Annotated in this window: 11 protein-coding genes and 1 pseudogene; 11 read left to right on the top strand and 1 reads right to left on the bottom strand. The window is 68.6% G+C overall.

The features are described 5' to 3' along the window. The 9 genes and pseudogenes from ACAM49_RS11520 to ACAM49_RS11480 all read left to right on the top strand — a co-directional run. Window positions 1–936: pseudogene (locus tag ACAM49_RS11520) on the top strand (hypothetical protein); the annotation flags it as partial. 111 nt (window positions 937–1,047) lie between these two features. Then, on the top strand, window positions 1,048–2,022 hold the full coding sequence (locus ACAM49_RS11515; protein ID WP_369635453.1) for an NADPH:quinone oxidoreductase family protein: 975 nt from the start codon (window positions 1,048–1,050) through the stop codon (window positions 2,020–2,022). A 22-nt stretch (window positions 2,023–2,044) separates the two neighbouring features. Continuing rightward, the gene (locus ACAM49_RS11510) at window positions 2,045–3,163 is read left to right on the top strand and encodes a winged helix DNA-binding domain-containing protein (RefSeq protein WP_369635452.1); all 1,119 of its coding nucleotides are present in this window, start codon (window positions 2,045–2,047) and stop codon (window positions 3,161–3,163) included. Between the two features lie 95 nt (window positions 3,164–3,258). Next, window positions 3,259–4,593, top strand: a complete 1,335-nt coding sequence (locus ACAM49_RS11505; protein WP_369635451.1) for an amidohydrolase family protein — start codon at window positions 3,259–3,261, stop codon at window positions 4,591–4,593. Window positions 4,594–4,692: 99 nt separating this feature from the next. After that, the gene (locus ACAM49_RS11500; protein WP_369635450.1) at window positions 4,693–5,475 is read left to right on the top strand and encodes an ABC transporter ATP-binding protein; all 783 of its coding nucleotides are present in this window, start codon (window positions 4,693–4,695) and stop codon (window positions 5,473–5,475) included. A 101-nt stretch (window positions 5,476–5,576) separates the two neighbouring features. Further along, entirely contained in the window at window positions 5,577–6,347 is a 771-nt protein-coding gene (locus ACAM49_RS11495) for an ABC transporter permease (RefSeq protein WP_369635455.1), read from the top strand. Between the two features lie 36 nt (window positions 6,348–6,383). Beyond that, window positions 6,384–7,544 carry a nitrate ABC transporter substrate-binding protein gene (locus ACAM49_RS11490; protein WP_369635449.1) on the top strand — a complete coding sequence of 387 codons (1,161 nt, stop codon included), beginning with the start codon at window positions 6,384–6,386 and terminating at the stop codon, window positions 7,542–7,544. After that, on the top strand, window positions 7,541–8,527 hold the full coding sequence (locus ACAM49_RS11485) for an isopenicillin N synthase family dioxygenase (RefSeq protein WP_369635448.1): 987 nt from the start codon (window positions 7,541–7,543) through the stop codon (window positions 8,525–8,527). The genes ACAM49_RS11490 and ACAM49_RS11485 overlap by 4 nt, the downstream gene beginning before the upstream one ends. Window positions 8,528–8,555: 28 nt before the next feature. Further along, window positions 8,556–9,197 carry a GntR family transcriptional regulator gene (locus tag ACAM49_RS11480; protein WP_369635447.1) on the top strand — a complete coding sequence of 214 codons (642 nt, stop codon included), beginning with the start codon at window positions 8,556–8,558 and terminating at the stop codon, window positions 9,195–9,197. On the opposite strand, the gene ACAM49_RS11475 is transcribed toward ACAM49_RS11480, so the two are convergent. Further along, complete coding sequence (locus ACAM49_RS11475) at window positions 9,198–9,719, bottom strand: Lrp/AsnC family transcriptional regulator (RefSeq protein WP_369635446.1); 522 nt, start codon at window positions 9,717–9,719, stop codon at window positions 9,198–9,200. A 161-nt stretch (window positions 9,720–9,880) separates the two neighbouring features. Here ACAM49_RS11475 and hppD point away from each other — a divergent pair, with 161 nt between their 5' ends. Both hppD and ACAM49_RS11465 read left to right on the top strand, forming a co-directional pair. Beyond that, complete coding sequence (hppD, locus tag ACAM49_RS11470) at window positions 9,881–11,104, top strand: 4-hydroxyphenylpyruvate dioxygenase (RefSeq protein ID WP_369635445.1); 1,224 nt, start codon at window positions 9,881–9,883, stop codon at window positions 11,102–11,104. Between the two features lie 38 nt (window positions 11,105–11,142). After that, window positions 11,143–11,673, top strand: a complete 531-nt coding sequence (locus ACAM49_RS11465; protein WP_369635444.1) for a DUF3558 domain-containing protein — start codon at window positions 11,143–11,145, stop codon at window positions 11,671–11,673.

Raw genomic sequence — 11,673 nt, 5'->3', positions numbered from 1 at the left:
CCGCCGACCCTGCCCAGCCCGGCGGTGCCGCCCAGCCATTCCGGGCCACAGTATCTGGATCATCCGTCCGGTCCCGCGCAGCCGTACGGGGGCACGCCGCCCAGGAGCGCTGATCCTTCGGGGCCGCAGCAGGTTTCGGGACCGCAGCGGCTTTCGGGGTCGCAACAGGTTCCGGGCCCCGTGGATCAGGGCAGCGGCGAGCGTGTCGTCGGACCGGCCGCCTTCGTCCGGTACGGCAACAACGATCCGACCGTGATGCGCCAGTATCCGGCCGGGCAACCCGGTTATCTTCCCGGCCGTAATCCGACCGCGCCGTACGAGAATCCGGCGGGCCCGCGCGAACATCCTTCCGCGCCACTGCCGTTGCCTCCCGAGCGACGCAGCAAACTGCCGCTGATGGTGGGCGCGCTCATCGGCGTGGTGCTGATCCTGGGCGGCGTGCTCGGCTGGGCGCTGCTGTCCAACAGCTCCGGCAGCAGCGGCAGCAAGAACAATTCCAGCAAGGACAACTCGCAGGGCGGCGCTAACGTCCCCGGCCCGACCACCACGACGGTCTACCGCACCACCGGCGCGACGGCCCCCACGACGACTCTCGTACCTCTGTCCGGCTCCGTATCCGGCACGGACACACAGGGTTTCACCTCGCAGAGCCCGCGCTGCAACGCGGACGACCCGGCCATGGCCATCGGCCGAACCGACAAGTCCCGCCTCGTCGTGTGCCGCACCGCCACCGGCCGCTTCTACTACAAGGGCATCCGCATCAGCGATAACGCGGGCATCCAGCTCGACGATCCGGTCCCGGACGGCACCGGCGGCTATACCGTCACCAATCCGACCGACGGCACCAAATACCGCATCACCGCCTACAGCCTGGTCATCACCAAAGGCGGCGAGACCCTCGCAAACGAATCCATGATCGAATACGCCCACCGCTGAGCTCGATCCCGCGAAAAACCTCGCGCCCGATGAATGATCATTGGCAGGGGCCCGGTGCATCCGCTACGTTCGGCTGTAATCGCAGGTGGATTGATCGGAGTTGATCGGGAAATGCGCGCAGCCGTCGTGAGCAAGCTAGAGGGCCCCGAATCCATCGAGGTGCTCGACGTTCCCGAGCCCGCCATCTATCCCGGCGGTGTCCTCATCGACGTACACGCCGCCGGGATCGCGTTCCCCGATGTGCTCATGACCCGCGGTCTCTACCAGATGAAGCCCCCGCTGCCCTATGTTGTCGGCTGCGAGGTCGCGGGCATCGTGCGCGAGGCGCCCGAGGACGCGCACGTGCGCCCCGGTGATCGCGTGGTCGCGCTGACCCTGCTCGGCAATGCCGCCGCGGAGGTGGCCGTGGCCCCGGTCGACATGGTGTTCAAGCTGCCCGACAACGTCTCGCTGGAATCCGGTGCGGGCGTGCTGTTCAACGATCTGACCGTGCACTTCTGCCTGCGCAACCGCGGCCGCCTGGCCGAGGGCGAGACCGTGCTCGTGCACGGCGCCGCGGGCGGCATCGGCACCTCCACGCTGCGCATGGCCCAGGCCCTGGGTGCGGGCCGGGTCATCGCGGTGGTCAGCACTGAGGAGAAGGCCGAGGTCGCGCGGGCCAATGGCGCCACCGATGTGGTGCTGACCGACGGCTGGCTGGCCGCGGTCAAGGAACTCACCGGCGGCCGCGGCGTCGACATCGTGCTCGATCCGGTCGGCGGCGACCGCTTCACCGACAGCATCCGCTCGCTCGCCTCCGCCGGACGCCTGCTGGTGGTCGGCTTCACCGCGGGCGACATCCCCACCGTCAAGGTGAACCGCCTGCTGCTCAAGAACGTCGAGGTGGTCGGCGCGGCCTGGGGCGAATGGGTCATGTCGCACCCGGGCTACCTGAAGGAACAGTGGGCCGAGGTGGAGCCGCTGCTCGCCAACGGTAAGATCGCACCGCCCGAGCCGGTCATCTACACCCTCGCGCACACCGCCGAGGCGGTCTCCGCCCTCGACAAGCGCACCGCCACCGGCAAAGTCGTCGTCACATTGCGCTGATTTCCGGCTACGGTGCTGAATCGTGAAGCTGTCCAACCGGATTCTCAACCGGACGCTGCTCGCGCGTCAGCACCTGCTGGAGCGTTCCACGCTCGGCGTGCACGACCTGTGCGACCACCTGATCGGCCTGCAGGCGCAGGACATGCTGCCGCCTTTCGTCGCATCCTGGAGTCGCATAGCCGATTTCGATCCGGCGACGGTGTCGAAGGCGCTCGACGACCGCTCCCTGGTGCGAATCACCTTGATGCGCGGCACCATTCACCTGGTCACCCCGCCGGACGCGCTGCGCATCGCCCCGCACATCCAGCCGGAACTGGAGAAGATCCCGTTCCGCAAGGGCTTCAACTACGGCGCGCTGGTCGGCCTGGATCCGGAAGCCGTTCGCGCACACGGTGAATCGGTGCTCGGCGACGAGCCGATGCCAGCCGCCAAGCTGCGCGAGCACGCCGCCGCTCGCTACCCCGACCGCGATCCGGGCGCGATCGTGCAGGCCTGGCTCTACCAGCTCCCCGTGCTGCAGACCCCGCCCCGCGGCCGCTGGGGCGACAGCAGCCGCCCGGTCTGGTCCCGCGTGCAACCGTGGCTCGGCGCACCCCTCGACCCGGCCTACCCGCTCGAGGAACTGCTGCTGCGCTACCTGCGCGCGTTCGGCCCCGCCAGCACCATGGACATGCAGACCTGGTCCAAACTCACCGGCATCAAGAAGGCCGTCGACAAGCTCGGCGACCGGGTCCGCACCTACACCGACGAGCGCGGCCGCACCCTCTACGACGCCGCCGACGCGACCCTCGCCGACCCGGACCTCCCCGCCCCCGTCCGCCTGCTCGGCTGGTACGACAACGCCATCCTCTCCCACCAGGACCGCACCCGCATCGTCCCCGACGGCAATGCCCCACCCCTGCGCGCCTTCGCCAACGCGGTCTCGCCGATCCTGGTGGACGGCTACCTCTCCGGCGTCTACAAGATCTTTCCCGAGGGCGACAAGGCGACCATGCGCGTCATCCCGCACAGCGGCTGGACCCCCGCCGAACAGGCCGCCATCGAGACCGAAGCCCATGCGCTGCTGGCCTTCCTGGAGCCGAATCGCACCCCCGTCATCGAAATCCTCACACCGGAAGCCGATCTGCGCCCCCGGAGGTAGGCTTCCCGGCACGGCGCTCATGGCTGCAACGGGCGTACGGGCACCGGCCCAACACCGGGCGGGCGAACCAGCCGCGTTTCCGAGAGGAATGCCGCATGGTGCGCAGCCAGTCCTGTTCCGTCGTCATCGGCGGGGTCACCGTCTACGCCGCCACGCCCGAGGGGCCGCGCTGGCTTCCCGGGCAGAACGTCGTCGTCACCGATGGCGTGATCACCGGTATCGGTTCCGAGGTCCGATCCGACCTGCCGTACACCGATGGTGCGGGCGGTCATCTGATTCCGGGGTTCGTCAACACCCACACCCACTTGCAACAGTCCGTCCTGCGAGGTGCGGGGGAGGGGTTGCCGCTGCTCGAATGGTTGCACTGCGTCGGCGAATTCACCGTCGCGGCCACCCCCGAACAGACCTATCTCGCCGCGCTGGCGGGCGGTCTGGAACTGCTGCGCAGCGGTGTCACCACTGTCGTCGAGCACATGTGGCCGAATCCCTCCGAGGCCGTGCACGACGCGGCGCTTCAGGCACTGGGGGAGCTGGGAATCCGGGTGGTGTTCGGGCGCGGCCTCGCCGACCGCTCCGATCCCACCCGCAAGTGGGGCATGGATCCCCGCCTGGTGCAACCGCTTCCGGAGGTCTTCGCGCATCTCGCGGACCTCGATGCGCGCCTGGCGGATTCCCGCATCACCACCGCGCTGGCCGTGCCGAATCCACGCTGCCTCACCCCGGACGGCATGGCGGCCGTCGCCGAATACGCGGCGCGGCACGGCAAGACCATCTCCATCCACCTGTTGGAGACCACCACCGACGAGGACATGTGCCGATTGCATGCAGCCCGCTCGGCCGTCGACTACCTGGACGACGGCGGACTCCTCGGCCCGCGGACCCTGGCCGTGCACTGCTGCAAACTCGACGCCCACGGCCGCGAAACCTTGGCCGCACGAGGGGTTTCCGTGTCCTACAACCCACTCAGCAATATGCGACTGGGCAGCGGCGTGGCCCCGATACCCGCCATGCTCGCCGCCGGGGTGCGGGTGGGTCTCGGCGTCGACGGCGCGGCCAGCAACGACACCCAGGACATGCTGCTGGCGCTGCGCATGGGCGCGTATCTGCAACGCGCGCACCATGAACGAGCCGACCTGCTGCCCTGCGACGAGATGCTCCACCTGGCCACCCGCGGCGCGGCCCCCGCCCTCGGCTTCCCGGACGGCCCCACCGGCCTGGCCGTCGGGGACCGCGCCGATCTCACCCTGCTCCGCTTCGACCGCGACTTCGCCTGCCTGCCCGTTCGCGATCCGGGCGCGACCCTGCTGACCACCGGCTCCCCGCGCGTGGTGGACACCGTTTGGGTCGACGGCGAGGCCGTGATCCGCGACGGCCACAGCACCCGGATCTCGGAGCAGGATCTGGTGAAGCGACTGAATGGCATGCGATGACTGTTAATCAACTCGAAACAGTGGCTTGATTGCATGTAATTCACCTCATCAATACTGAGTGCGTCAACAAGTTGCACGCAGTAGAGAAGGTTGGTGAGCATGGTGACCGTGACCTCGGACGTCATGAGACCGGAAATCATGACCGCGGAGATCTCCTTCACCGGAGCCGGAAAGCGCTACGGCGGCAACGGTTCCGGTGAGGTGGTCGCCCTCACCGGTATCGACCTCGAGGTCCGGCGCGGCGAATTCGTCGCGGTCGTGGGACCTTCCGGCTGCGGCAAGTCCACCCTGCTGCGCCTGGCCGCCGGACTGGAGTCCTGCACCTCGGGAAGTGTTGCGGTGCACACCGATTCGGTCGGGTTCATCTTCCAGGACGCCACCTTGCTGCCCTGGCGCAAGGTGCTGCGCAATGTGGAACTGTGTGCCGAGCTGCGCGGGATCGGCCGCGCCGAACGCCGGGCCCGCGCGACCCGCGCCCTGTCGGCGGTCGGCCTGGCCGATTTCGCGGGCAAGCTCCCCGGCCAGCTCTCCGGCGGCATGCGCATGCGGGTCTCCCTGGCCCGCGCGCTGGCATTGGAACCCGAACTCATGCTGCTGGACGAACCCTTCGGCGCACTCGACGAGATCACCCGGCTGGGCATGCAGGAGGAATTGCTCCGCCTGTACCGCGACAACGCCTTCACCGCCCTGTTCATCACCCACTCGGTCTCCGAGGCCGTCTTCCTCGCCTCCCGCGTGGTGGTCATGTCCGCCCGCCCCGGCCGCATTCACGAGGTCATCGACATCGACCTCCCGTACCCGCGCACCCGCGACCTGCGCTACGACCCGGCCTTCACTGCCCTGGCCGGGCGCGTCTCGCGAGCACTGAAAGAAGCCTCCTGATGGCCGTGTCAGCCCCCGCCCCAGCCGTTTTCACCACGCCGTCCGACAGTCCGGCCACGGCCGCCGACCCCGCCGTGCGGCGTTTGTTCGTACCCCGGCTGATGCGACGTCTCCTGGTCCCCGCGATATCGGCCGGGTTGGCCCTCGGCGCCTGGTATCTGGTGTCGCTGGTGCTGCTCTCGCCGGAATGCCGGTTCCTGCTGCCGCCGCCGCATCGGGTGTTCACCGAATCCCTTTCCGACCCGGCGAAATTGGAGACGATGCTGCGGGCGCTGGCCGTCACCGCGCGGATCGCCGTCACCGGGCTGGCGCTGGCCGCGGTGATCGGCGTCGCGGTCGGTGTGATCATGAGCCAGGCCAAGGTGGTCGAGCGGGTGGTCTACCCGTATGCCGTGGTGCTGCAGGCGATTCCGGTGCTGGCCGTGGTGCCGCTGATCGGACTGTGGTTCGGGTACGGATCCACCGCGCGGACCATCGTGTGCGTGCTCATCGCGGTGCACCCGATCATCGCCATGACGCTGTTCGGGATCCAGTCGGTGGACGCCAATCTGCGCGAACTGTTCGCACTGGGCCGCGCGAATCGCCTGCGCCGCTTGGTATCCCTGGAACTGCCCGCCGCCCTGCCGTCGATCATGGCCAGCCTGCGCACGGCCGCCGGGCTCGCGGTGACCGGCGCGGTCATCGGCGACATGTTCTTCGCCAAGGGCAAACCCGGCATCGGCACCCTGCTCGACACCTATCGCGCCCGCCTGCAGTCGGAGGATCTGCTCGCCGCGCTGGTGCTGGCCGCCCTCTTCGGCGTCACCGTCTTCGCCCTGTTCACCGCGGCACAGCGGCTCACCGTCGGCCGCTGGCACGCCTCCGGCCGCTGAAAACCACTCGCCTCTAGCACTATTCGTGGAGAAGTCATGCCCAAAACCATCCGGCGGCTCGGCGTCGCGGCCCTCGCCGCGCTGACCGTCACCGCGGCGGCCGCCTGTTCCGACGACCCCTCCGACACCCCGGCCGTGGCCCTGCCCGCCGCCCCGGCCGAACAACAGCTCGCCGGCGTCTGCCCCGCCACCGTCGCGGTACAGCTGCAATGGGAACCCGAGACCGATTCCGGCCCGATCTTCGGCCTGCTCGGCCCCGGCTATCGCGTCGACGCCGACAACAGCAAGGTCACCGGCCCGCTCGTGGTGGACGGTAAGGACACCGGCGTGAAGCTGGAGATCCGCGCGGGCGGCCCGGCCATCGGCTTCCAGACCGTGCCCTCGCAGATGTACGTCGATTCCTCGATCACGTTGGGTCTCACCCATTCCGAGCAGGCCCTCGCCGCCGCGGGCAAGCAGCGGGTGGTCGCGGTCACCACGCTGCTGCGCTACAGCCCGCAGATGCTCATGTGGGATCCCAAGACCCATCCGGAGTGGAATGGCATCGCCGACATCGGCAAAACCGGTGCGCCCGTGGTCGTCTCGAAGGGCCAGCTCTACCCCGACTGGCTGGTGGACCGGGGCCTGTTGAACGCCAAGCAGATCGACGCGTCCTACGACAATTCGCCGTCTCGCTTCGTCGCCGATCCCACCTTCGCGCAGCAGGGCTTCGCCAACTCCGAGCCCTACGTCTACGAGCACGAGGTGAAGGCCTGGAACAAGCCGGTCGCCTATCAGCTGCTGCGCGACGTCGGCTACGAGGGCTACGCCCGCACCGTCACCGTGCGCGCCGACAAACTGAACGAACTGCGGCCCTGCCTGCAACGGCTGGTGCCGATGATTCAAAGGGCCACCGCGCAATTCAAGGCCGACCCCAAGCATGTCAACGACGTGGTCGTGGACGTCGTCGCCAAGAGCCCAAAATTCGCGCCCTACAGCGCCGAACTGGCCGCCTTCGGCTCCCGCCTGCTCATCGACAACGGCCTCGTCGGACCGGAAAGCGACGGTGTCATCGGCAGTTTCGACACCGCGCGCGTGCAGCGCGTCATCGACGCCTTCACCCCGATCCTGCGGCGCGGCGGTGCGGACGTCCCGGCCGGGCTTACCGCCAACGACCTGGTCACCACCGAATTCATCGACAAGAAGGTAACCCCATGACCTACGACCTGTCCGAAGTCGCCCGCGAACAGCGCATGGGCGGAATCGGTTCCGAGACCGACACCCGCGAGATCCGCGTCATCGACCTCACCGATTTCGAGACCCGCCGCGCCGAGATCACCGACCAGCTCTGGACCGCCGCCACCGAGATCGGCTTCTTCCAGCTGTCCGGCCACGGCATCCCGCAGGCGCAGATCGACGACGTCTTCGCGCGCACCGCAGCGTTTTTCGCGCTCCCCGAACCGGTCAAGGCGCAATACCCGCTGGTCAAGGCGAACAACGCGGGTTGGGAGAGCCTGAGCCAGGTACGCCCGTCCATCGGCGTCCCGGATCAGAAGGAGTCGTACCAGATCACCCGCCCGCACATGGCCGAGCTGTGGCCCACCGACACCGAACTGCCCGGATTCGCCTCGGCCATCCTGGATTTCGAACACCGTTGCTGGACCGTCGCCATGCGTGTGCTGTCGTGTTTCGCCGACCGGCTCGGCTTCTCCCGCGACCACTTCACCGCCGCCCACGACCCGGCCTCGCCCGAGTATCAGAGCACCCTGCGGCTGCTGCACTACTTCGCCGTCCCCGAGGAACTGCGCGACGTCCCCGGCCGCTGGCGCGCCGGCGCGCACACCGACTTCGACTGCCTCACCCTGCTCTTCCAGCGCGACGGCCAAGGCGGACTGCAGGTCTGCCCCGGCAAGGAGATGGAAGACCAGCGGTGGACCTCCATCACCCCGTCCTCGGCCCTTATCACCTGCAATATCGGCGACATGCTCACCCGCTGGAGCGACGACCTGCTGCCCTCCAACTTCCACCGTGTCCGCAGTCCCGGACCCGAGGAGTACCAGGGCGACCGCTACAGCATCGCCTACTTCGCCCAGGCCGACCGCGACGCCGTCATCGCGGGCCCGCGCGGTGCCTATCCGCCGGTCACCGCCGCCGACTTCCTCACCCAGCGCGTCCAGGCCAACTACCGGCCGCAACGGTAAGTTCCTCTGCGACAGGAAAGGACCCCACATGACCGAACCGGACGAGCTGCTCGGCCCGAGCGTGCACCGGCAGCTGCGGCAACTCGTCCTGTCCGGCGAACTGGAACCCGGTGCGCCGCTGAGCGTCCTGGCCCTGTCCGCGCGACTGGGCGTGAGCCGCAGCCCCGTTCGCGAGGCCGTGCAACAGCTCATCTACGAGGGCCTGGCCGTCACCGTCGCGCACGCGGGCGCGCGGGTCGCCGTCGTCGACGACGACCGCATCCGCGAGGTGCTGGCCGTGCGCGCGGTGCTCGACGGCCTCGCCGCCGCCCAGGCCGCCACCCGCCTCACCGAATCCGACCTCGGCAAACTCACCGCACTGCTGGCCGTCCAGGAAGAGAACCTGCGCGACAACGCCGACCCGGCCCGCGACACCGAACTCGACCTCGAGTTCCACACCTTCATCCGCGACCGCGCCGGAAACGCCACCCTGGCAACCGAACTCGCCCGCCTCGAGGCCCAGGCCCACCTCTACCGGGGCGACCTGTGGCGGCATCCCCGCAACCGCAGCACCGCGCTGCGCGAACACCGCCGCATCCTCGAGGCCCTGGAATCCGGGCATCCCGGCGACGCCCGCGCCGCCGCCGAAGCCCACGTCTGCGGGCTCATCACCCGCCTGGACCGCCGCTGATCAGGGATGCGCGGTCCGGTACGCCGGGGCCTTGCTGGATCCGGCGGGGGTGAGGGTGCGCAACAGCGGCAGGGTGCGATGCGCGATGACCGTGGACAGCACCACCACGCTGTGCGAGCGCACCACCGAATTGGTGCGATCGATGCTCAGCAGGACGGCCTGCAACCCGGCGTGCGAATCCGCGCCGATCCGGCACAGCACGTCACCGGAACCGGTGGTGGCGTACGCCTCCAGCACGCCGGGAATCGCCTCCAGGTCCGCGCTCACCGCCTCCAGCGCACCCTGGGCGATCTCCAGCGTCACGAACGCCTGAACGTCGAAACCGGCCGCGGTGACATCGATCTGGGGATCGTAGGAGGAGATCACCCCCGCCTCCTCCATGCGCGCGATGCGCGACTGCACCGTCGCCCGGGCGACGCGGGTGCGGCGGGAGAGTTCGAGGATGCCCGCCTTCTGGTACTCGTGCATGGCGGTGAGAATGGCCAGATCCAGCTCGTCGAGCCGGGCGGGCGTGCGGGACATCGCGGAGCCTCCGCTCAGGATTCGAGCGGTAGCTCCGCTCGTGCGTGCGCTGCTATTCAAATTGTCCAGCACCGGCGGGCAGATGGTGGTGCAATTCACCAGAGTGTCCAGTGGAATTCGGCGATATTGCCTAGTCGCCACCCCCGGGTTTTCCTGGGCACATGAGCATCGACGCAGGAAAACCAGGCCTCGACGGTTACCTCCCCGCCAGATCCGGCGACCTGCCCGGCGACGACGAATTACGCCGCCTGGTCGGCCTGGTGGACCACGATGCCGCCGCCGACCCGTTCCCCGTGCTGGGCTGGGACGCGGTGGTGTGGGTGGTCGGCAACGCCACCCAGACCGCCCACTATCTGCAGTCCGCCTTCGGCATGCGGTTGGAGGCCTACGCGGGTCCCGAGACCGGCAATCGTGACCACAAGGCGTTCGTGCTGCGCAGCGGGGCCGCGCGATTCGTCGTCAAGGGTGCGGTGGATCCGGCCAGTCCCCTTGTCGCACACCACGATCGGCACGGGGACGGGGTGGTGGACATCGCGCTCGAGGTCCCCGACGTGGACCGCTGCATCGACCGCGCCCGCGCGCAGGGCGCGACCGTGCTGGACGAACCCCACGACGAGACAGACGAATACGGCACCGTCCGCACCGCCGCCATCGCCACCTACGGCGAGACCCGCCACACCCTCGTCGACCGCTCCCGCTACTACGGCCCCTATCTCCCCGGCTACATGCCGCGCACCTCCGCCTACGCCCCGCGCCCCGGGCAGCCCAAGCGCATCTTCCAGGCCATCGACCACGTGGTCGGCAATGTGGAACTCGGGCGGATGGACGAATGGGTCGAGTTCTACCGGCGCGTCATGGGATTCGAGAACATGGCCGAATTCGTCGGCGACGATATCGCCACCGAGTACTCCGCCCTGATGAGCAAGGTGGTGGCCAACGGCAATCACCGCGTCAAGTTCCCGCTCAACGAACCCGCGCCCAGCCGCAAGCGCTCCCAGATCGACGAATACCTCGAGTTCTATCAGGGCCCCGGCGTCCAGCACATCGCCTTGGCCACCAACGACATCCTCACCGCCGTCGACGTGCTGCGCCGCGAGGGCATCGAATTCCTCGACACCCCCGACAGTTACTACGAGGACCCGGAACTGCGCGCCCGCATCGGCCACGTCCGCGTGCCGGTGAACGAACTCCAGCGCCGCGGCATCCTGGTCGACCGCGACGAGGACGGCTATCTGCTGCAGATCTTCTGCAAGCCCATCACCGACCGCCCCACCGTCTTCTTCGAACTCATCGAACGCCACGGCAGCCTCGGCTTCGGCAAAGGCAACTTCAAGGCCCTGTTCCAGGCGATAGAACGCGAGCAGGAGGCACGCGGAAACCTCTGAGACGAGCCGGATCCGGCGAAACCAGTAGAGTTCAGGCCATGCGAATGGCGTCGGCGATCGTCACGGGGTTGAGCCTCGCGCTGCTGCTGTCGGCCTGTGGGGGGAAAAAGGATTCGAGCGACGAGCCGGGGTTCAAACCACCGCAGAAGGTGGCGACCCTCGGCCCGTTCGTCGGCGAATGCGGCCACCTCACCGACGACGAGGTGCGCGATCTGGGTGGGCTCGGCACCCTCACCACCGTCTTCAAGAACTCCGTCGGCTGCAACTGGCAGGCCGGCGGCATCAGCTCCTCCAGCGTCACCTTCGCCTCCTACCGCGGCAGCCCGATCGACCGCGAGAAGGCGTGGGTCGCCAGCGTCGGCCGCACCCCCGACACCATCGAGGTCGGCGGCAAGAAGGGCTTCCAGGCCCTGGACCCGAGCAACGCCGTCTGCGACCTCGCGGTGCAACTCGACGACGACTTCTTCGAATGGTCCATCTCCTACGGCGTCTTCAGCAGCGGCAATCTGGGCAACCCGTGCGACCGCACCCGCAAGATGGCCGAACTGACCGTGCAGCGGCTCGGATGA

Source organism: Nocardia sp. JMUB6875 (assembly GCF_041154655.1).
Classification (GTDB): domain Bacteria; phylum Actinomycetota; class Actinomycetes; order Mycobacteriales; family Mycobacteriaceae; genus Nocardia.
Note: the sequence above shows the minus strand (reverse complement) of the source record. Positions and strands in the feature narration are given on the sequence as shown.

Bases quoted from the DNA above. Each gene is read 5' to 3' on its own strand.
- ACAM49_RS11515 (WP_369635453.1), top strand. From the start codon at position 1,048: ATGCGCGCAGCCGTCGTGAGCAAGCTAGAGGGCCCCGAATCCATCGAG.
- ACAM49_RS11505 (WP_369635451.1), top strand. From the start codon at position 3,259: ATGGTGCGCAGCCAGTCCTGTTCCGTCGTCATCGGCGGGGTCACCGTC.
- ACAM49_RS11500 (WP_369635450.1), top strand. From the start codon at position 4,693: ATGGTGACCGTGACCTCGGACGTCATGAGACCGGAAATCATGACCGCG.
- ACAM49_RS11495 (WP_369635455.1), top strand. From the start codon at position 5,577: ATGCGACGTCTCCTGGTCCCCGCGATATCGGCCGGGTTGGCCCTCGGC.
- ACAM49_RS11490 (WP_369635449.1), top strand. From the start codon at position 6,384: ATGCCCAAAACCATCCGGCGGCTCGGCGTCGCGGCCCTCGCCGCGCTG.
- ACAM49_RS11485 (WP_369635448.1), top strand. From the start codon at position 7,541: ATGACCTACGACCTGTCCGAAGTCGCCCGCGAACAGCGCATGGGCGGA.
- ACAM49_RS11480 (WP_369635447.1), top strand. From the start codon at position 8,556: ATGACCGAACCGGACGAGCTGCTCGGCCCGAGCGTGCACCGGCAGCTG.
- ACAM49_RS11475 (WP_369635446.1), bottom strand. From the start codon at position 9,719: ATGTCCCGCACGCCCGCCCGGCTCGACGAGCTGGATCTGGCCATTCTC.
- hppD (WP_369635445.1), top strand. From the start codon at position 9,881: ATGAGCATCGACGCAGGAAAACCAGGCCTCGACGGTTACCTCCCCGCC.
- ACAM49_RS11465 (WP_369635444.1), top strand. From the start codon at position 11,143: ATGCGAATGGCGTCGGCGATCGTCACGGGGTTGAGCCTCGCGCTGCTG.